This window comes from Alkaliphilus pronyensis (assembly GCF_009017275.1).
Lineage (GTDB): Bacteria > Bacillota > Clostridia > Peptostreptococcales > Natronincolaceae > Alkaliphilus_C > Alkaliphilus_C pronyensis.
In genome coordinates, this window is sequence record NZ_WBZC01000036.1 from 17,008 (window position 1) to 38,905 (window position 21,898).

Genomic DNA, 21,898 nt, shown 5'->3' on the forward strand with positions numbered 1-21,898 from the left:
GAGGGTGTTTAATTTGATAAGCAGAAGAAGAATAATTGTAGTAGGGGGCGGTGCATCTGGCATGATGGCGGCCATTACTGCTGCTAATAATGATAAAAAAGTAATACTACTAGAAAAAAATAATTCCCTTGGCACTAAGCTTAGAATAACAGGCGGAGGAAGATGTAATATTACTAATGCAGCATCCTCCGATAAGATGCTAGAAAAGGTTGTAAGAAACAGAAAATTCCTTTATCCTTCCTTTAAAGCAATGTCTGGCCAAGATTTAATAAATACATTAAAGAAGCTAGGCCTGTCACTGAGAATAGAGGAGGAGGGTAGGGTTTTTCCTGAAGGAAATAAAGCAGAAGATGTTATTGCATTACTTAAAAATCAGCTTATTGCAAATAATGTAGACATAAGATTAAATAATGAAGCTAAGGGTTTAATTGTTTCCGAAAATAAAATAAAAGGTGTTTCTTTAGGAAATGGACAAACTGTAATGGGAGATACTGTAATTATCTCAACAGGGGGTCAATCATATCCCTATACAGGCAGCAATGGTGATGGATATAGGCTTGCAAAGTCAGTAGGCCATTCTATAGTTCCAGTTAGGGGGAGCTTAGTTCCAATTGTTATAGAAGAGCTATGGATTCGTCAGCTAATGGGTATATCCCTTGAAAAGGTTAATATAACTATTTCAGGGAAAAGGAATAAGAAGAATATTATATCAGGGGGCTTAGTATTTACCCATTATGGTATATCTGGTCCTGCGGTACTTCAGGCATCAGCATATATTTTAGAATATGATAGGCAGGAGATTCCCAAATTAAAAATAGATTTATTACCATCAATTAGTGAAAATCAGCTTAATAATTTATTGATTAATGGGATTAATAATAGAAATGATTCATTAAAAAACTGCTTAAATAGTTTTCTTCCAAAAAACTTTATTACTGCTTTATTAAAAAATACTAAAATTAACCCAGAAAAGCAACTGAATCAAGTAACTAAGAAGGAAAGAAATCAGCTATTAATGGCATTAAAGCGACTAGAACTAACTGTTAAGTCCTTAGGTGGACTAAATGAAGCAATAATAACAGCAGGAGGTATATCAGTTAAAGAGATTAATCCAGCAACAATGGAGTCAAAGCTAATTAAGGGATTATTCTTTACTGGTGAAGTAATTGATGTAGATGCATTAACAGGCGGCTATAATCTACATATTGCTTTTTCAACAGGTTATTTGGCTGGCTTAAACTCATAGCTTAAGGAGCTGGTGTGATGAATATAGAAGAAAATATTAAAAGACTTGAAAGGGTACTTTTAACTTGCTTTTTGATTTTGCTTTCTGCTGTTGTGATAGTTAATTCTATAAAAATGTTTCAGCTCAGAAATTCTGTTGTAATGCTGGGGAGAGAAACTGGCATTAACTATAGTCAGTTAATAGATAAAAGTGGCACAATTACCCTAAGGCTAGAGGAAGACCTATATCCCAATATAGAAGTATATATAAATGGTGAGCTTGTTGATACCTTTGGTAACAATAGGCTAATTAAAGTGGATATAAAGGATAGAGACGTTCTTGAATTAAATAGCAGCATGTATAGTAATCCAATAAACCTCTATATAGAGGAGGTATCAAATAACATATCTGGTATTACTGAAGGTGCAATATATAATATTAAAAATAGAAAAACTATAGCTATCATTAGAATTATATGAATACAACCCACTTGAGTAATAGTAGAAGTTAATGTATAATAAAACTAAAAATATCTGGATATAGTCCGATCTAAGTAGAACAAAAACCACCAAGGATTGGTGGTTTACTTTATTTAACAGGAGGAAAATGATGGAATTTGTTCAAATAGCTATAGATGGTCCTGCTGGAGCAGGAAAGAGCACTATTGCAAAAGAGCTGGCTAAAGGATTGAATTATACATATATCGATACAGGAGCCATGTATAGGGCCTTAACCCACCAAGTATTAAATAAGCAAGTATCTGTTAATGACCTTAGAAGGGTGTTAGAAGTAGCAAAAAATACAGATATAGCATTTGAAAAGGGTAACATTTTTATCGATAATAAAGAGGTAAATGATGAGGTCCGTAGCTCTATTGTAAGCAAAAATGTCTCATTTATTGCCAGAATTCCAGAGGTTAGAGATATATTAGTAGACCTGCAAAGAAAAATTGCCTCTAATCAAAATGTTGTGATGGATGGCAGAGATATAGGTACAAAGGTTTTACCACATGCAACTTTAAAGATATTCTTAACAGCTTCAGTTGAAGAGAGGGCAAAGCGTAGATATATTGAGTTGAAGGAAAAGGGATTAGAAGTAAACCTAGCTGAAATTGAAGATGAAATAATTACACGTGATAAAATGGATGAAGAAAGAAGCTGTTCACCCCTTAAGGTGGCGGAGGATGCTATAGTTATAGATACAACAGGTAAATCGATTCAAGAGGTAATTAGACAAATAATTTCTTTCTTAAATGAAAGAATATAAATAATAGGTAAAATTAATAAATTTTTAAACATAAGAAGGAATTTTATATGTTTTATAGAATTTGTATAGGTCTGCTTTCTTTATAAAGTATCTTAGTTCCACATATTTGGAAGCTTGGCGGCAATTATCACCTGATGAAGAAGCTGGAGTGTTAGTAAAGGCGCTGAGATAAATTTTGGAGGTTATCTATGAAGGTTGTATTGGCAGATTATTCTGGGTTTTGCTTTGGAGTAAAAAAAGCAATTGATATGGTTTATGATAAAACCAGCAGAAAGACTGAGGGAGCAAAGTTATTCTCTCTAGGCCCACTAATTCATAATCAACAGGTGGTAAATGAGCTAGAAAAAAAGGGTGTTTCAGTTAAGGATGATATTTCTGCAATTACTGATGGAAGTATAATTATTAGGTCCCATGGTGTTCCACAGGAGGTATATGAAAAAGCTAGAAGCAACTCTTTAGATATAATAGATGCTACCTGTCCTTTTGTAAGAAGAATTCAGAATATAGTAAAGGATTATTGTCAAAATGGATATGAAATAGTGATTATTGGAAATCCTAAGCATCCAGAGGTAATTGGTATTAACGGATGGTGTAATTACAAATCATATATAGTAAGTAATGAAGAGGATGTAAAAGATGTCCCATACTCAAAAAAGCTATGTATAGTGGCACAAACTACTATACCTGTGTCACATTTCAATAGAATTACTGAGCTGTTAAAAGTAAAAGGAGATAAGGTAGAAATCTTTAACACAATTTGTAACGCTACTATGGAAAGACAAGATGCTGCAAGAAAGCTGGCTAAGGAAGTGGATGCAATGATTGTAGTAGGTGGCTACCACAGCTCAAATACTCAGAAATTAGTTGAAATTTGTAGAGCAGAGAAGCCAAATGCTACATTTCATGTGGAATCTGTAGACGACTTAGTAGAGGACGACCTTAAGGATTTTAAGGTTGTGGGAGTAACAGCAGGGGCATCTACCCCACAGTGGCTTATAGAACCGTTAATTGAAAAACTAAAAAAAATTTAATTATGTTTTATTTATAAAATTAATTTATTAGGAGGTAATATTATAATGAGTAATGAGATGCAGAACTATATGGAGGAAATTGAAAAATCTATGGTTAGATTACATAGAGGTGATATAGTAACTGGTAAAGTAATAAATGTTACAGATAGTGAAATCATGGTTAATGTTGGATATAAGTCGGATGGAATTATTCCAAGAGAAGAATTATCAAATGAGCCAAATGTTAATCCTAAAAACATGGTTAAAATAGGAGACGAAATAAAGGTCTATGTTATAAAGCTGGATGACGGCGAAGGTAATGTTCTTTTATCTAAAAAAAGAGTAGATGTTCAAAAAGGCTGGGATGACCTAGAGAGAATAAAGGATTCAGAGGCCCTATTAGAAACAAAGGTAATAGAAGTTGTTCGGGGTGGACTAATCTCTATTTCAAGAGGGATTCGATGCTTTATACCTGCAAGCCAAGTATCAGATTCCTATGTAGAAGACCTATCAGCTTATGTTGGTAAAACCTTTAACACTAAAATTATTGAAATTGATAAAAGAAAAAATAAAGTTATTATATCAAGAAAAGTAGTATTAATTAATGAAAAGGCTGAAATGAAAAAAGAAGTATTATCAAAGATTAAAGTAGGTTCAAGAGTGGAAGGGGAAGTAAAGAATATTGCAAAATTTGGAGCCTTTGTTGATATAGGCGGCATTGACGGATTAATTCATATTTCAGACCTTGCATGGAATAGAGTTAAACATCCATCTGATATATTAAAAATCGGAGACAAGGTAGAGGTTGAGATTTTAGATTTTAATTCTGAAACAGAAAAAATATCCTTAGGACTTAAGCAAACTCAACCACAGCCGTGGGATTTAGTTGAAGAAAACTATAGTATTGGAGATATAGTTGAAGGAAAAGTCGTTAGAATGGTTGATTATGGAGTGTTTATAGAATTAGAACCAGGACTTGATGGACTTGTTCATATTTCAGAGATAAGTGATAAGTTTGTTAGTAAGCCATCACAAGAGCTTGAAGTAGGACAGGTTGTGAATGTAAAAATATTAGATATTAATCTGGAGCAAAAACGAATAAGCTTAAGTATTGCAGCAGCTAATAAAACAGAAGAGGATACTGAATATATTACTGAAAATGACAATGTTACTATTGGTGATGTAACTAATGTAGTTAATGATGAAGATAAAGAGTCCTAGACTCTTTATTTTTACATAGGAAAGTTCCTTCTTAGCTTCCTATAAATTTTTGCTTTTTAAGTTGAATTAGGGAGATGATACATAATGAGAGATTATGATGGGTTTATTGGTAAAGTATATAAAAAAACAGGAATAGACTTATCAAGCTATAAAGAAAGACAAATGAAAAGGCGTATCGATTCTTTAATTTCTAGAAATCAGTTCAATACCTATGAAGATTATTTTCAAGCTCTATGTAGCAATACAAAACTATTGAATGAGTTTATTAATTATTTAACTATAAATGTTTCAGAATTCTATAGAAACCAACAACAGTGGGACGTTCTTGAAAAGGATGTTATACCATCTCTACTTCAGCATAAATCTAAGTTGAAAATTTGGAGTGCCGCTTGCTCTACAGGAGAAGAGCCCTATTCACTTGTTATGCTTTTAACCAAGTTCTTCAAGCTAAATGAAATTAATATCTTAGCAACAGATTTAGATGATGGTGCTATGAATAAAGCTAAAACAGGTATTTATTCCTCAAAAAGCATTGAGAATTTGCCCTCAGAATTTATTAGTAAATATTTTGATAAAATAAATGATAGCTACATGATTAAGGATTGTATTAAGAATAGGGTGACCTTTAAAAAACACAATTTACTAGAAAATCCGTATCCTGAAAAATGCGATTTAATTGTTTGTAGAAATGTTATGATATATTTTACTGAAGAGACTAAAAATAAAATGTATCACAGATTTCATGATTCTTTAGATAGCAATGGAGTTCTATTTGTAGGTAGTACTGAGCAAATTATTTTACCTAATAGATATAGACTTACTCCACTAAAAACATTTTTCTATCAAAAAGTGAAATGATTTATTTATGAAGGGAGGATGAATTTTGAGTAACTATGATTTTCTTAAAAGATTAACAGAGGCCTATGGTGTTTCTGGCTACGAAGGGGAAGCCTCAACAATTATACAGGAGTTCTTTAAGCCTTTATGTGATGACGTTACTACCGATTCATTAGGAAACTTAATATGCTTAAAAAAAGGAAGTAAAGCTAATGGTAAAAAAATTATGCTGGCGGCACATATGGATGAAATTGGCTTAATGGTTAAGGATATTGATGAAAATGGCTTTGTTTGGTTTACTAATATTGGTGGTATAGATCAAAGAACACTATTATGTCAAGAGGTAATTATTCATGGTGCCAAAAAAATATATGGCATTATTGGGGCAAAACCACCACATCTAACCAGTGATGAGGATAGAAGCAAGGCCCTCAAGATGGAGGACCTTATGATTGATACAGGGTATAAAAAGGAAGAGCTAAAGGAATACATTTCTATTGGTGACATAATAACCATTAAGAGGAAGGCTGTTTCTTTAAAAAACAACTGGTTTACAGGCAAAAGCTTAGATGATCGTGCTGGTGTAGTGGCTATGTATTCCTGCTTAAAGCATTTAAAGGATGTAAAGCATGATTTAGATGTTTATCTAGTAGCTACAGTACAAGAAGAAGTAGGAACAAGAGGGGCAATTACAGCAACCTATGAAATAGAGCCAGATATCGGTATTGCCATAGATGTAGGCTTTGGCAGAACTCCTGAGCTAAAGGAGTTCGATACTATTGATATGGATAAGGGACCTGCGTTAACCATAGGACCAAACATACATCCTAAGGTAATGGAGGGGTTAAAGAAGGCTGCTAAAAATAATTACATAGACTATCAGGTGGAAATAGCAACTGGTCACTCTGGAACAGATGCTTGGCCTATGCAGGTTAGTAAATCTGGTGTAGCAACTGCTGTAATCTCTATTCCCTTAAGGTATATGCATACCTCTGTTGAAACTATTAGTCTTAATGACATTGATAAAACTGGTAAGCTGCTGGCCTGTTTTGTATCAAGCTTAAATGACACAGACTTGGAGGAATTCCTATGCTATTAAAAAGATTAACAAATGCCTTAGGTGTTTCTGGCAATGAAGGGGCTGTAAGAAACTTAATTTTAGAAGAGCTAGAAGGACATGTTGATGAAGTAAAAGTTGATAGAATGGGAAATATTATAGCAGTAAAAAATGGTGAGAAGGATGGCATTAACATAGCTTTAACAGCCCATATGGACGAGGTAGGGCTTATGGTTAAGGGTATTGACAAGGATGGCTTAATTAAGTTTGCCACCATTGGAGGAATAGATAGCAGAATTTTAGTATCAAAGCCAGTAATAATTGGTGATAATAGAATTCCAGGTGTAATTGGAGCTAAGGCGGTTCATATGCAAAAACCTGATGAAAGAAAAAAAGCAATAGCAATAGATGAGCTATATATAGATATTGGGTCAAAAAGCAAAAAAGAAACAGAAAACATCGTTTCTGTAGGTGACTACATTTATTTTGATAGTGAATATGTTGAGTTTGGAAATAATAGAATAAAGGCAAAGGCACTTGATAATAGGGTTGGCTGTGGAATTCTAATTGAGCTATTAAAACAGCCACAAAAAGTTACAGTTACAGGGATTTTTACTGTCCAAGAGGAAATAGGACTACGGGGTGCTGAGGTAGCAGCTAATCAAGTGGATGTAGACCTTGCTATAATAATTGAAGGAACAACCTGTTCAGATGTTTCAGCAATTGATCCTCACCTACAAGTAACTTCCCTTGATCTAGGTCCAGCTATTTCCGTTATGGATAGAACCTCAATATATAACAGAAAATATATTGATTTAATGATAGATATAGCGAAGGAAAATAATATTCCATGGCAGTATCGTAGAGCATCCTTTGGTGGAAATGATGCAGGAAGATTTCATACCGCAAAGGGAGGAACTCCATGTGTATCTGTGGCAGTACCATGTCGTTACATACATTCTCCTGTTTCAGTATTAAGTAAGGATGATTATAATAACACTCTAGCATTATTGTCAAGGTTTATTGAAAAAGCAAATAGTTACGAAAATATTTTTAAACAAAGCTTAAGATAGTAAGGAGGGTTTTTAATGAATAAAGAACTATTAAAGGAAATGTGTTCAGTTTATTCTCCATCTGGTAACGAAGCAGCTATAAGGGATTTTATTATGCAGGAGATTAAAGACTATGTAGACGAAATAAATGTTGATCCATTAGGAAACTTAATAGCAAGAAAAAAAGGTAACGGGAAAAAAATAATGTTTGCAGGCCATATGGATCAAATAGGGCTAATGGTGACTTTTATTGACAAAGAAGGCTTTTTAAGATTTACAAACGTTGGAGGATTATCACCTTCAATTACAATGTCACAAAGAGTTATTTTTAGTAATGGTGTAGTAGGGGTAGTTGGATGTGAGAAGCTTGACGATATTAAGGATTTAAAGCTTGATAAGCTTTTTATAGATATTGGTGCACAATCTAAAGAGGAAGCAGAAGAAATGGTTTCAATTGGAGACGTATGTGTTTATTATAGTGAAGCATTAATAGATGATAAAAAAGTTATATCTCAAGGACTAGATGATAGGGTTGGATGCTTTGTTTTGATTGAAGCATTAAAGCAAATAAAAAACAGCTTAAACGACTTATATTTTGTATTTACAGTTCAAGAGGAGGTAGGAATAAGAGGTGCAAAAACTTCCGCCTATACCATCAATCCCGATTATGGAATTGCGGTAGATGTTACAATGACTGGCGATACACCTAATGCAAAAAAAATGGCTGTTAAGCTAGGGGAAGGTGCAGCCATTAAAATTAGAGACAACTCATTACTATGCCATCCAAAGGTTAAGGATACCATGATAAAGGTTGCAAAGGATAGTGACATAAAATATCAATTAGAGGTACTAGAGTTCGGTGGTACAGATTCAGGGGCAATACATTTAACAAGAAGTGGAGTACCTTCAGGTGTTATATCTATACCAACACGATATATCCATAGCAACTGTGAAATGTGTTATTTGTCAGATATATCGGCAGCAATAGATTTATCTGTTAAACTAAGTCAAACAGATTTCGATAATTAAAAATCAATTTTTTAAGAGAGGAGTTAGTAGCTCCTCTTTTTTTGTCAAATTTTTTACCATATGAAAAAAACTACGATTTATGAAGGAATTTGTATTACGAAAGTTCCCTTGAAGGTAAAGGAAATTTAATATATTTATTGAAAAGATTATAGAGGGGGGATATAGTAATGAGAACAAATAATGAAGTATATTCAATAAATGAGATTGCTGAACTAACTGGCTTTAAACCTCATGTCATTCGCTTTTATGAAAAAGAGTTTAGTTTAAAAATTCCTAGAGATACTGGTAATAGAAGGTATTTTACATATAGGGAGCTGGAGGACTTATTATATATAAAGAGTATGCAGGAGAAGGGTCTAACGAATTCACAGATTAAACAGGTATTAAAATCACCAAAAATCTCTTTGGATACTAAAACTAGAAAAGAGGTTGCTGTTTCAGCTCCAGCTAAAGTGAATCGAAATGAAGAAAAAAACTATGAGGTGTTGCTTAAGGAGGCAACACAATACTTAAGTATGCAGGTTCATGAATCAATAAAGAATATTGACACTAGAAAAGAAATAGAAGAGCTATCTGAGAAGATTGACGAGCTTAAGAATAAGTTAAATAATCAAGAAAAGGATGTACTTATATGTGAGAATGCAAAGTTAAAAATGAAGGTAAAGGAAAAATCCTATGAGGTAGCCGAGCTAAAGGACAAGCTTAGAAGGGAGCAGGCTCAAAATAAATCATTTTTCCAGCGTATGTTTAATGGAAAGTCAAAAAGCAGCATAAAATATTAAACTCCCGCTTAAGAAGTGGGAGTGCTAGTACGCCGCTGAGATAAAAATGCACCTATAGGTTAGATAAAGCTTCTAACTTTAGTAGGTGCATTTCTAATTCTAATTATATTGTTTTATTTGGGTAATTTTCAATAGCCTGCTTTAAAACATTCATGGCCTTCTTAAGGTCCATTTCGTTCAATACATATGCTATTCTTGCCTCATCCTTACCTAATCCAGGTGTGGCATAAAAGCCTTCTGAAGGTGCAATCATAACAGTTTCCCCATCAACATCAAAGTCCTTCAGCATCCATATTGTAAACTTCTCTGCATCATCAACAGGAAGCTTAGCATTTACATAGAAGGCTCCTGTAGGCTTTTTACAAAGAACTCCTGGAATTTCATTTAAAGAATTATAAACAATGTTTCTTCTTTTTTCATATTCTTCATTTACTGCTTCGAAGTAGTTTTCAGGTGTTTTATATAATTCAATTGCTCCTATCTGCTCTAAAGTAGGAACACATAATCTACCTTGACATAGCTTTAAAATTTGCTTGATTAGTTCCTTGTTTTTAGATGCTATAGAACCAATTCTTGCACCACAGGCACTATATCTTTTAGATACACTATCAACTATGATAACTCTATCCTCAATTTCCTTCATATTACCAAAGCTAGTATATTGTAGACCATCATAAACAAATTCCCTATAAACCTCATCTGCAATAATAAATAAATTGTACTCCTTAGCTAGGTCTGCCAGCATTTTAACTTCTTCAGCAGTATAAACAACACCTGTAGGGTTACCAGGGTTTGATAAAACAAAGGCCTTAGTCTTAGGGGTAATTGACTCCTCAATTGCTTTTTTAGATGGTAAATGGAATCCTTCCTCTGCTTTACATGTTATAGCCGCTACCTTAACATCAACAGCTGAGCTAAAGCCATTATAATTAGTATAGAAGGGCTCTGGAACAAGAATTTCATCATCTGCATCTGCTACAGCAATAATAGAGAATAATAGAGCCTCAGATCCACCATTTGTTATTAGGATTTCATCATCCTCAAAATCCATATCGTACTTTTTATAGTATTGAACCATTGCGTCAATTAGCTCAGGCATTCCTTGAGATAAGGAATACGCTAAAACCTTTTCATCAAAGCTCTTAATAGATTCCATAAAAGAATCTGGAGTCTCAATATCTGGCTGTCCAATATTTAGGTGATAAACCTTCTTACCAGCGGCCTTTGCACCTTGTGCATATGGAACCAGCTTTCTGATTGGAGATTCCTGCATAGAAGTAATTCTTTTAGAAAAATTCATGGCTTTAATACCTCCTAATAATTGTATTATGTATTCCCTTATATAATAACATATTAAGTTATAAAAGCATACAAAATCATCTAAAAATTATGATAGCCCATATCCAATTAATAATAAGCGTGAGTAATTGCCGCCAAGCTAGAAAGTAAGCGGAGCTAAAGCTCAGGAGGAGTTAAAACTCCATCTGAGCTAAGTTTTCTTTATCTATTGAATGTTTAAAAGGCTGCAATTAAGGGAATACTTAAGATATATTTGCAAATGCAAATCATATGCATTATAATTAAAAACTAGAAGAAATAGAAGGGAGCGGTAAAATGAGTCACATTCATATACCCGATGGTATTATACCTTTTTCTTGGTGGATAGTAGGATATGCTATAACTTTTATCATAATGTTCTACATATTAAAGGATATAAAAAACGACGATGTAAGAAGGAAGATACCTATTACTGGAATTGTTGCAGCAATTATGCTTTTAGGTATGTCTATTCCATTAGGAATTATTCCTGTTCATCTAAGTTTAGCAGCACTAGCTGGCATACTAGTTGGTCCAGGACTGGGTTTTATTTCTGTATTTGTTGTTAATACAATACTTGCGTTATTTGGTCACGGGGGCATAACTATAGTTGGACTAAATACTCTAGTTATTGGAGCAGAGGTTTTTATTGCATATCATATTTTTAAGCTTCTAACTGGAAAAACAAAGCTATTCCTTAGAGCATTTATATCAACCTCGACAGCAGTAATTACTTCACTTATAATGATGATTTTAATTGTAGGCTTTTCCGTTGACTTTAACGAGGCAATTCCCCATCACCACAGTGATTGTAGCGAATGTCATAGTTCTATTGACAATACCCACCATCATGAAGGTGAAAATCATGTGGCAGCCCATAATAATCACCTTGAGGATGAGCATCATCATGGTGAAGACGGGCATCATCATGAGGAGGGGCATAATAACATATCAGATACACAATACCTTTTCTTTTCTGGTTGGGCTGCATTAGCTGCAATCTTTGTTATTGCCATTATTTTAGAGTCATTAGGTATAGCACTTGTTGTTAACTTTTTCGCAAAGATAAGACCAGATTTTATCATTAACATTTAATTAAGTAATTATCAGAAAGAGGTAAAAAAATGCATTTAGCTGATATAGACAACCTATCTAATAATGAAGATAGCCCTTTTCATAGTATGAGGGCTGTCTCAAAGCTTATTTTTACAGCTATTATAATTACATTATTTATAGTTAGTAATAATATATTAGAACTAATCCTTTTAACTACAGTTATATTAATATCCTTTAGGATAGGCAAAGTTCCATATGGACAAGTGTTTCACCTAATACTATACCCATTATTCTTTTCATCACTATTTGCTCTGTTTAGATTTCAGCAATCATTTACTGCAGGTATATTAGTTATAATTAAAGCATGTGGAACAGCAATGACTATGATCCTTTTAATTACAACCACCCCCTATGTAGATATTTTTTCTATACTTTCTTTGTTTTTACCAAAACTGTTGGTGGATGTTTTTCTTTTTACCTATAGAGCTTTATTTATTCTAATAGGGCAAGTTGAAAGCCTGATAAAAAGTATTAAGCTAAGGGCAGGCTATAGTCCATTAAAAATAGTAAAAAATCTAAAAAACATTGCAAATGCATTAGGAATAGTAATTGTTAAATCTATCGAGATGAATGACAGAATGTATCAAATATATGCCTTAAGGGGATATAACGGAAGTATTCCCATTTCAAAGGATGTCGGTCCATTAAAAGCAAATGACTTCCTACTAATTGGTTTTTCCTGCGTAATACTTATAGGGAAGGTGATATCATGGAGGCTTTAATTAAGGTCCATTGCTTAAAGCATATTTACCCAGATAAAACAGAAGTTAGTATATGTGGCTTAAATTTTGAAGTCTTTAGGGGAGAGAGGGTGGTAATTCTAGGCCCCAATGGAGCTGGTAAGACAACACTTATATCACATATTTTAGGCCTGCTTACTCCAGTTAATGGAACTGTAGAGGTTTTAGGTATGCAACCCAGTAAAAGCTTTAACACTATACGAAAAAAAATTGGTGTACTATTTCAAAACGTAGATGAGCAGATAATTGGTCCACGTGTTTATGACGACATTGCATTTACACCAAGAAATGAAAAATACAACAAAGAAGAAATTGATGAAATGGTTATAAATGTTGCTAAAAGCTTAGGCATTTCAGAAATTTTACAAAAAATACCCCATTATCTTAGTGGAGGACAAAAAAAGAAGGTGGCTTTAGCAGGAGCTATAGTGATGATGCCAGAGATTTTGATAATGGACGAGCCCTTTGACTCTCTTGACCCTAAATCTAAAGTGGAAATGGTTTCACTGTTAAATCATTTAAATAAAGTACATGGTATAACAATTATTACTACAACCCATGATATAAATGTTGTTCCTGAAATAGCCGATAAAATCTATGTTATAAACGATGGTAACATAGTTGTTGCAGGAACACCTAAAGAGGTTTTTTCAGATATGGAATTATTATATAAGGCTAGTTTAGAGCCACCTATTTTAACACAGCTTTTCACAAGGCTTTCGAAAAAGGGTATTAATGTTGAAATACCAATAAATATGGAGGAAGCAGAGGAATATCTTTTAAAGGAGATTCTACAACCGGTTGATTAATTTTCAAACTGTAAAAAATTAAAGTATCAAAGCTACTTAAAGTAGCTTTTTTTAATTCTCAACATTAATAATATATTAAATTTAAGCATAAATTGGTTTTCTATAGAATAGATTTAAAAGAAAATTTGAATAAATATAAAAATATCCTTTACAACAAACGTATGTTCGATTATAATGTAAATATAACAAACTAAGAACGGAGGATTTTATATGAAGGTATTTGTGTTTTCAGGAACTGTTAAGGAGCTAAGGAAATATCTTAATGAATGGAACCAAAGCAAATCAACTAACCGCCTGCCCTAAAGGGACAGGGGCTTGGACTTGAGACGAAAAAAATCTTAGCTATTGCAGAGTATACATATTCAGTGAGAAGTTAGAGGTTGGAAGGGTGAGAATAATAAATACTCTCACCTCCAGCCTCTTTTTTTTTGACTCTAAGCACCGTAGGTATACTAGGATTCTGAAGCACATAAAAATAAGGCTTTTCTATTCATATATATCACAAAAATCAAATTGTAGTTTTTCGACATCTAATTCTTCAACATATTTGTCACAATAGCATATTTCCTTTTCATTATGTATGTTGGTAGGTAATTTAACTATAAACCTACTACCGACACCAATCTCGCTTTCAACAAATATTTTGCCTCCATGGATTTCCACCAAAGATTTAACTAAAGCAAGACCTATACCACAGCCCTCATGACTACGGTTTAAGGTAGAGTTAATCTGTCTAAATCTATTAAAGATTAGGCTTTTTTTATGGCAGGGTATTCCAATCCCTGTATCTTTAACAGATATTAAAACATAATCACCCTTGTCAGAAACATTAACCCAAATACTATCACCTGGCTTAGTAAACTTTACTGCATTAGATAGTAAATTTAAAAGTATTCTCTCCATCATATAAGGGTCACAAACAATCTTTTTCTCTTTAACATCATGATTAAAATGTAGAAGCCTCTTCTTATTCCTTAGATAGGTATTAAGAGATGATATAATACCATTTAAATGCTTTATTACATCCAACTCCTTTAACTGAGGCTCTAATAACCCGGAGTCTAGCTTTGCTATATCTATTAAATTATTTATCAATCTAAGTAATCTATATGAGTTCTGCTTCATTGTTTCAATATAATTAACTAGCTTTATTGAATTAATATCAGAATTATTATTCTCTAGCTTGAATTGTAGCAATTGTAAAGTACTAAAAATAATATTTAGGGGAGTTTTAAACTCATGAGAGATATTAGATATAAAGTCACTTTGTAATTGAACATATTTTCCTTCCTCTTTTAACTGTTTTTCTAAAATATCACTCTTTAATCTTAATCTATATTCTAACTCCTTTAACTCTTCAACTAAATTTTTTTCTTTAATAGCTCTACTTTTATTTATTAAATTTAATTCCTCAATAGTATTATCCCTAGACTGAAGTAATTGAATTAGTTCCACCTTTGATAATTCTTGATACTTCATTATTTTCCTCCTATAGTAATAAATGATATTAAAAAACACCTAGATTAATTCTATCAAATTTGATTTGTCGTTTTTTAGTATAATGTGTTTTTAATATATAATAAATATATTACATTTATTAAGATTTTGAAACATTTATACTTATATTATTTATCTTAAGACATTCATAACAAACAATAACACTAATAGCAATGCTGTAAAGCCATCCTCCACATTACTATAGCCTTTTTTTTAACTGAAATTTAAGTTATAATTGATAAATGAATACAAAACAATTAATAATAAGCTTATACATAAGATGTTGAGGAGGATTTGCTTTGAAACGAAAAAATGAACATCAGATGACTTCCATAGAAATGCAAAATCAACAGGAGTATATGGAAGAGTTAAAAAATAAAAATGAAATTTTATACTCTCAAAATAAAAAGCATAAAAAATTTCATATTGTTACCTACGGCTGTCAAATGAATGAGCATGATTCAGAAAAGCTTGCTGGTATGTTGAATAATATGGGATACGAAGAAACTGATAAAAAAGAAGATGCAGATTTAGTAATTTTTAATACATGCTGTGTCAGAGAAAATGCAGAGTTAAAGGTATATGGTAATTTAGGTGCTTTAAAAAATTTAAAAAAGAAAAAAGAGGATATGATGATTGCAGTTTGTGGCTGTATGATGCAACAGCCTCAAGTTATTGATGAAATAAAGCAAAAATATAGCCACGTTGATATGGTATTTGGAACCCATAATCTACATAAATTCCCTGAGCTATTGGTTAATTCAATGCAATCAGAAAATATGCTGGTGGATGTTTGGGAGAATGAGGGTGAAATAGTTGAAGGCGTACCAGTAATAAGAAAATATGGTTTGAAAACCTTTGTTAATATAATGTTTGGCTGTAACAATTTTTGCACCTATTGTATAGTACCATATACTAGAGGTAGGGAAAGAAGCAGAGAGGTACTAGATATAATTAATGAGGTAACAGATTTAGTTGCAAATGGCACAAAGGAGATAACACTTCTTGGTCAAAACGTAAATTCCTATGGTAAAACCTTAAAGGATAAAACAACCTTTGCAGACCTATTAGTTGAGCTTAATAGAATTGATGGGCTAGAGAGGATAAGGTTCATGACTTCTCATCCTAAGGATTTTACAGAGGACTTAATAAATGCCATGGCTGAATGTGATAAGGTTTGTCAGCATTTACACCTACCCTTTCAGGCTGGTAGCAACAAAGTATTAAAGGAAATGAATAGGAGATATACAAAAGAAAAGTATCTTCATCATATAGAATTAATAAAATCAAAAATTCCAGATATAGCAATTACAACCGATATAATAGTTGGTTTTCCAGGAGAAACCGAAGAGGATTTTAATGACACCTTAGATGTTGTAAATAAAGTAAGATTTGATGCAGCCTTTACCTTTCTTTATTCAGTAAGAAAGGGTACTCCAGCTGCAGACATGGAGAAGCAAATACCAGAAGATATTAAACATACCCGATTTAATAGGCTAGTTGAAAATGTAAATGTAATCTGTAAAGAAATTAACGCCTCCTACCTTAATAGGACAGTAGAAGTATTAGTTGAGGGTCCAAGTAAAACAAACCCTAATAGATTAATGGGACGAACAAGGCAAAGTAAGCTAGTTAATTTTGATGGAGATAAGTCATATATAGGTAAGCTTGTAAAGGTAAAAATAGTAGATACTAAAACCTTTTCATTAAATGGAGAAATAATTGATTAAGGACGCAATTGCGTTCTTTTTTATTTAATATTAAACCTATACGAGCTTTAACAACTTTCAATATATTAAATCTTTCCATTAATGTTCTTTAAAACTTCCACTTCTTTTTCTAGCTTTCTTATTCTTGAAGTATTGGTTTTAAGTCTTATTATCATCATTAATATAAGTAATAGTTGCTGATAGACAAAATCAAATTTTATTACGTACACCCCAATAATCATTATTAAAGCTATAATACAATTGATTATATCTATTTTTTTCTCTATATTCATGAAAACACCCTTTCTTTATATGTTTTGGAATTATATCTACTTTATAATACCCATACTAGAATTGCTTGTTTATATTAAAAAAAAATTACGAAAATCATTTCAAAAATACAGCAATCTCTATAGCCAGTAAGGTAATTAAAATAGCTTTAGTTAAACCTTAATGTAATAATATTACTTTATATTTATATTATACCATATTAAATTTATCTTTTTGTTATCATAAAATGCATATACAACTAAGTCTATAGCATCAATTCCTCCTACAGACAGCATGAATCAGATTTGAATTAAATATAAAGATTTAAAACATCTTAATATTCAAGAGAGTATTAAATACATATATCAGTTTGCAAAGTTCAGTTTTCCTTATAGTTTATGTTAGCTATATTTGTTATAATAAACCTATGATTTTCTTAGCAAGGAGGGGGTTTATATTGAAAAAATTAACACCAATGATGGAGCAATACTTTCAAATAAAAGAGCAATATCAGGATGCCCTATTACTGTTTCGCTTAGGTGATTTTTACGAATTGTTTTTTCAGGATGCAGAAATTGCATCAAGGGAGCTGGAAATTACACTGACAGGTAGAGATTGTGGCTTTGAAGATAGGGCCCCTATGTGTGGTGTGCCTCATCATTCAGCCGAGGGCTATATAGATAGACTAATAGCTAAAGGCTACAAGGTAGCCATATGTGAACAGGTGGAGGAGGCATCAAAGGCAGTAGGTATTGTTAAAAGAGATGTTGTAAGAATTATTACTCCAGGTACACTAATTGATACACAATTACTTGATGAAAAGAAAAATAATTATTTAATGTCGGTTTATGGTCATAAAAATGGTTTAGGTATTTCATATGTAGACATATCAACAGGAGAATTATTTACAACAAATATAATTAATAATGATTGGATTAAAGATTTAAAGGATGAAATAACAAAAATACAGCCTAAAGAGGTTATTTATTATATAGAGGATGATGTTACTTTTAATGATACCTTCCTACAGCTATGCAACCAATTTAATGTTGTTATTAATCAGCAGGAAGAATGGAGCTTTGAACATGAATATGCATCAAATATATTAAAGGAGCATTTTAATGTAATAGGCTTAGATGGCTTAGGCTTTGAGGTTAAGGATAATGGAATAATATCTACGGGAGCATTAATTAATTATCTAAAGGAAACCCAAAAGAGATTTTTAGGACACATTAACAAAATTAATATATATCATATTTCAGAAACAATGGTGTTAGATTATAGTACAAGGGCTAACCTTGAGCTGACAGAAACCTTAAGGGGTAAAACTAAAAAGGGCTCATTATTATGGGTGTTAGATAAAACTTCAACTGCAATGGGTGGAAGAATGCTTAGAAAGTCTTTAGAAGCACCCCTACTTAACATAGAAAAAATAAACGAGAGGTTTGAGGCTGTTACGATACTTAAGGAGGATATATTTTTAAGAAAAGAGTTAAAGGAGCACTTAAAAAATATCTATGATTTAGAAAGATTAGCTGCTAAGGTTTCATATGGCTCTGCTAACCCAAGAGACCTAGTGGCACTAAAATCATCACTTCAGCGTGTTCCCTTAATTAAGGAGCTTATAAAGGATAGAAATATCCTACTTGAAAGCATATATAAAAGAATAGATCCACTAAGTGATATAGAAGAATTGATTAATAGAGGAATTGTTGATGATCCTCCAATTACCCTAAAGGATGGAGGTATTATTAAAGCTGGCTATAATCAAGAGGTAGACAAGTACCATAAAGCATCTAAAGAGGGTAAGGAATGGATAGCTAAGCTGGAGGAAAAGGAGAAGACAAAAACTGGAATAAAATCACTAAAGGTTGGCTTTAATAAGGTGTTTGGTTATTTTATTGAGGTAACAAAATCATATCTTAAGCAGGTACCAGAAAACTATCAGAGAAAGCAAACCTTAGCCAACTGCGAACGCTATATAACTCCAGAGTTAAAGGAAATTGAGTCAAAAATACTTGGGGCTGAAGAGAAGGTAGTAGTTATAGAATATAATTTATATATAGAGCTGCGGGATATAATTTCAAAGGAGATTGCTAGAATACAAGCTACTGCTTCAGCAATTGCAGAGATTGACATGATTACCTCCCTAAGTGAGGTGGCAGCAGAAAACAATTATGTAAGACCTCAAATAAGTAAAGAAAAAATAATAGATATAAAAGACGGAAGACATCCAGTTGTGGAAAAAATCTTCAATAATCAAATGTTTATCTCTAACGATGTTTATATAGACAATGACTGTCATCAAATATCCATAATTACAGGCCCTAACATGGCTGGTAAATCCACCTTTATGCGGCAGGTGGCCCTTATTGTACTGATGGCACAGGTAGGCTCCTACATACCTGCCACAGAAGCTACAATTGGCATTGTAGATAGGATATTTACCAGAGTTGGTGCAAGTGACGACCTTTCTCAAGGTCAGAGTACCTTTATGGTGGAAATGAGTGAAATGGCCAATATACTTAACTGTGCAACTGAAAAAAGCCTACTGATATTAGATGAAATTGGAAGAGGCACCAGCACCTTTGATGGTTTAAGCATTGCTTGGTCTGTAATTGAGTACATAAGTAGCAAAATAAGAGCAAAAACCCTGTTTTCCACCCATTATCATGAGTTAACAGAGCTTAAAGGAATTATAAAGGGAGTAAAAAACTATAGAATCTCCGTTAAAGAGGATGGAGAAGACATTATATTTTTACGTAAGGTAATTGAAGGTAGTGGGGATAAAAGCTACGGTATTCAAGTTGCAAGACTAGCAGGCCTGCCACAGGAGGTAATTAATCGAGCAAAGGATTTATTATTAAGATTAGAGGAAAAGGACATTGCTAGAGTAGAAGGTATAGATATAAAAAGGGCGCAGGAAGAAGTAGCTGTATCTAAAGAGGAAGTAAATGAATCCGCAGACTCAATGCAATTGGATTTTAATTCACTTTATAGCAATAATATTATAGAAGAGCTAAATAACATAAAGCTATTAGAAACTACACCTATAGAGGCATTAAATATTCTTGCAGACCTTCAAAAAAGAGTTAATCAGCTTTTGCAAGGAGGAAAATAACAATGATTAATATTTTAGATGATTCAACAATAAACAAAATAGCTGCAGGTGAAGTAGTAGAGGGACCCTATTCAATTGTTAAGGAATTAATAGAGAACTCTATAGATGCTGAGGCAACCTCCATAACAGTTGAAATAAAAGAAGGTGGCAAAAAATATATTAGAGTAACAGATAACGGAAGTGGCATAGAAGAGAAGGAGGTAGAGAAGGCCTTCTTAAGGCACGCTACATCTAAGATCAGCAAAATAAAAGACCTATACAAGGTATTATCCCTTGGCTTTAGGGGAGAAGCCCTAGCCAGCATTACCTCTGTTGCTCAGGTTGAGATGATTACTAAAACCCGTGACCAGCAATATGGTATTTCAATAGAGGTAAATGGTGGTAAAGTAATAAGTAAAAAGCCTATTGGCTGTCCTAATGGTACCACTATTATAGTAAAAAATCTGTTCTTCAACACACCAGCTAGACTTAAGTTTATGAAATCAACACAGGGGGAAACAGCTAAAATAACAGAAATTATAACTAGACTTGCCTTAAGCAAGCCTAATGTTGCCTTTAAATATATTAACAATAATAATATTATGTTTACTACACTAGGTGATGGTAATTTATCCTCTACTATTTACTCGATATTACAGGATGATTGGGTTAAGAATATGATAGAAGTAAATAAAAAGGCAAATAACCTTACAATGGAGGGATTTATAGGACAACCGACCCTATATAGAGGTAATAGATCATATGAGATCATCTATGTAAATGGCAGATATGTTAAAAGTAAACTAGTAAGCCAAGCAATTGAATTGGCCTATAAGGAAAATTTACCTATTAATAAATACCCTGTATGCGTTCTTAATATAAGAATAGATCCCTCGTTAATAGATGTTAACGTACATCCCATGAAGACTGAAGTAAAGATTAAGGATGAAGCCGACATTTTTAAATGCATCTCAACCTCTTTAAAGGAAGCATTAATAGAAGAGATTACTATTCCTATGCTTAAGGTTAAAGAAGCACCAACAAACCAACTGCCAAACGGGATAAAAGAATGTAAAAATGAGTACAATACAAAATGTAATATGGATTTGAAGCAGGAGATAAATAATAATATAAATGGAATAGTTGCTGATACAGATTATACCCCTGAAGCTCAAGGGAATGTTGACTTAGTCTTTAAGAGTATTCTTAAAAATGAAAATAAACCAATAGACCATCAGAACAAAGTAGACTTAGAGGAGCCACAGGAAAACTTCTTAGTCTCCATTATTAATAATAATAAAATAATTGGTCAATTATTTAATACATATATTTTAATAGAAAAGGAAAGCTCCCTTTATATTATCGATCAACATGCAGCCCATGAACGCTTAGTATACAACAGACTTAAGGAGGAGCATAAGCAGGATAAAGTTGTATCTCAACAGCTTCTGGAGCCAAAAGTATTAAACTTATCAATTGAAGATTATACATTAATGATTAGCTACCTTGAAAGGTTCAATAACTTAGGCTTTGATATAGAAGAATTTGGTCAAAATACCATTATAATTAGAAGTGTTCCCATGGTTATGGGTATTCCCCAAAGCTTTGACTTTATATATCAGTTAATTGATGATTTAAAGGAGACTACTGACAAAGAGCTATTTCAAGAGAGGGTTATAAAAAGAGCATGTAAAGAAGCCATTAAGGCAAATGATAGGCTGAATACCTATGAAATTAGTGAGCTACTTAATGACCTAAGTAGACTTGTTCCTCCTTTAACATGTCCCCATGGTAGACCTATACTGACAAAATTGACTAAGTATGAGATAGAAAAATACTTTAAAAGGATACAATAGAAGGG

General features: G+C 32.7%; 19 protein-coding genes. 16 read left to right on the forward strand and 3 right to left on the reverse strand.

From position 1 onward, the window contains the following. Positions 1 to 13 precede the first annotated feature (13 nt). The 10 genes from F8154_RS10035 (at position 14) to F8154_RS10080 (ending at position 9,479) form a co-directional block, all read left to right on the forward strand. Positions 14 to 1,246, forward strand: a complete 1,233-nt coding sequence (locus F8154_RS10035) for a BaiN/RdsA family NAD(P)/FAD-dependent oxidoreductase (RefSeq protein WP_243141227.1) — start codon at positions 14 to 16, stop codon at positions 1,244 to 1,246. Positions 1,247 to 1,263: 17 nt separating this feature from the next. Continuing rightward, positions 1,264 to 1,704, forward strand: a complete 441-nt coding sequence (locus F8154_RS10040) for a hypothetical protein (RefSeq protein WP_151861488.1) — start codon at positions 1,264 to 1,266, stop codon at positions 1,702 to 1,704. A gap of 130 nt (positions 1,705 to 1,834) precedes the next feature. Continuing rightward, positions 1,835 to 2,491, forward strand: a complete 657-nt coding sequence (cmk, locus tag F8154_RS10045) for a (d)CMP kinase (protein ID WP_151861489.1) — start codon at positions 1,835 to 1,837, stop codon at positions 2,489 to 2,491. 188 nt (positions 2,492 to 2,679) lie between these two features. Next, positions 2,680 to 3,522 carry a 4-hydroxy-3-methylbut-2-enyl diphosphate reductase gene (locus F8154_RS15295; RefSeq protein ID WP_151861490.1) on the forward strand — a complete coding sequence of 281 codons (843 nt, stop codon included), beginning with the start codon at positions 2,680 to 2,682 and terminating at the stop codon, positions 3,520 to 3,522. A 45-nt stretch (positions 3,523 to 3,567) separates the two neighbouring features. Then, on the forward strand, positions 3,568 to 4,722 hold the full coding sequence (gene rpsA / locus F8154_RS15300) for a 30S ribosomal protein S1 (protein WP_151861491.1): 1,155 nt from the start codon (positions 3,568 to 3,570) through the stop codon (positions 4,720 to 4,722). 84 nt (positions 4,723 to 4,806) lie between these two features. Further along, positions 4,807 to 5,580, forward strand: coding sequence for a CheR family methyltransferase (locus F8154_RS10060; protein ID WP_192930243.1), 774 nt, complete (start codon positions 4,807 to 4,809; stop codon positions 5,578 to 5,580). Between the two features lie 25 nt (positions 5,581 to 5,605). Beyond that, positions 5,606 to 6,658, forward strand: coding sequence for a M42 family metallopeptidase (locus F8154_RS10065; RefSeq protein WP_151861493.1), 1,053 nt, complete (start codon positions 5,606 to 5,608; stop codon positions 6,656 to 6,658). Beyond that, on the forward strand, positions 6,649 to 7,689 hold the full coding sequence (locus tag F8154_RS10070) for a M42 family metallopeptidase (protein ID WP_151861494.1): 1,041 nt from the start codon (positions 6,649 to 6,651) through the stop codon (positions 7,687 to 7,689). The genes F8154_RS10065 and F8154_RS10070 overlap by 10 nt, the downstream gene beginning before the upstream one ends. A 15-nt stretch (positions 7,690 to 7,704) precedes the next feature. Then, on the forward strand, positions 7,705 to 8,697 hold the full coding sequence (locus F8154_RS10075; RefSeq protein WP_151861495.1) for a M42 family metallopeptidase: 993 nt from the start codon (positions 7,705 to 7,707) through the stop codon (positions 8,695 to 8,697). Between the two features lie 167 nt (positions 8,698 to 8,864). Then, positions 8,865 to 9,479, forward strand: coding sequence for a helix-turn-helix domain-containing protein (locus F8154_RS10080; RefSeq protein WP_151861496.1), 615 nt, complete (start codon positions 8,865 to 8,867; stop codon positions 9,477 to 9,479). A 103-nt stretch (positions 9,480 to 9,582) separates the two neighbouring features. Here F8154_RS10080 and F8154_RS10085 read toward each other — a convergent pair whose 3' ends face one another. Then, complete coding sequence (locus F8154_RS10085) at positions 9,583 to 10,779, reverse strand: pyridoxal phosphate-dependent aminotransferase (RefSeq protein ID WP_151861497.1); 1,197 nt, start codon at positions 10,777 to 10,779, stop codon at positions 9,583 to 9,585. A 314-nt stretch (positions 10,780 to 11,093) separates the two neighbouring features. On the opposite strand from F8154_RS10085, the gene F8154_RS10090 reads away from it, so the two are divergent. From F8154_RS10090 to F8154_RS10100, 3 genes are read left to right on the forward strand one after another with little or no spacing between them, the layout of a single operon-like run. After that, the gene (locus F8154_RS10090; RefSeq protein WP_151861498.1) at positions 11,094 to 11,891 is read left to right on the forward strand and encodes an energy-coupling factor ABC transporter permease; all 798 of its coding nucleotides are present in this window, start codon (positions 11,094 to 11,096) and stop codon (positions 11,889 to 11,891) included. Positions 11,892 to 11,920: 29 nt separating this feature from the next. Further along, a complete protein-coding gene (locus F8154_RS10095) occupies positions 11,921 to 12,634 on the forward strand; it encodes an energy-coupling factor transporter transmembrane component T family protein (RefSeq protein ID WP_151861499.1) in 714 nt (237 codons plus the stop codon). Continuing rightward, positions 12,622 to 13,461: an energy-coupling factor ABC transporter ATP-binding protein gene (locus F8154_RS10100; RefSeq protein ID WP_151861500.1), complete on the forward strand. Its 840-nt coding sequence runs from the start codon at positions 12,622 to 12,624 to the stop codon at positions 13,459 to 13,461. The genes F8154_RS10095 and F8154_RS10100 overlap by 13 nt, the downstream gene beginning before the upstream one ends. A gap of 486 nt (positions 13,462 to 13,947) precedes the next feature. Here the strand turns inward: F8154_RS10100 and F8154_RS10105 are convergent, their stop codons facing one another. Beyond that, entirely contained in the window at positions 13,948 to 14,940 is a 993-nt protein-coding gene (locus F8154_RS10105; RefSeq protein ID WP_151861501.1) for a sensor histidine kinase, read from the reverse strand. A gap of 317 nt (positions 14,941 to 15,257) precedes the next feature. On the opposite strand from F8154_RS10105, the gene miaB reads away from it, so the two are divergent. Next, entirely contained in the window at positions 15,258 to 16,688 is a 1,431-nt protein-coding gene (miaB, locus tag F8154_RS10110; protein WP_151861502.1) for a tRNA (N6-isopentenyl adenosine(37)-C2)-methylthiotransferase MiaB, read from the forward strand. 65 nt (positions 16,689 to 16,753) lie between these two features. On the opposite strand, the gene F8154_RS10115 is transcribed toward miaB, so the two are convergent. Next, positions 16,754 to 16,960 carry a hypothetical protein gene (locus tag F8154_RS10115; RefSeq protein WP_151861503.1) on the reverse strand — a complete coding sequence of 69 codons (207 nt, stop codon included), beginning with the start codon at positions 16,958 to 16,960 and terminating at the stop codon, positions 16,754 to 16,756. A gap of 434 nt (positions 16,961 to 17,394) precedes the next feature. On the opposite strand from F8154_RS10115, the gene mutS reads away from it, so the two are divergent. Both mutS and mutL read left to right on the forward strand, forming a co-directional pair. Further along, entirely contained in the window at positions 17,395 to 20,058 is a 2,664-nt protein-coding gene (gene mutS, locus F8154_RS10120) for a DNA mismatch repair protein MutS (protein ID WP_151861504.1), read from the forward strand. Between the two features lie 2 nt (positions 20,059 to 20,060). Beyond that, positions 20,061 to 21,893 (forward strand): DNA mismatch repair endonuclease MutL, encoded by a 1,833-nt coding sequence (gene mutL / locus F8154_RS10125; protein ID WP_243141228.1) that lies wholly within the window; start codon positions 20,061 to 20,063, stop codon positions 21,891 to 21,893. Positions 21,894 to 21,898: the final 5 nt, after the last annotated feature.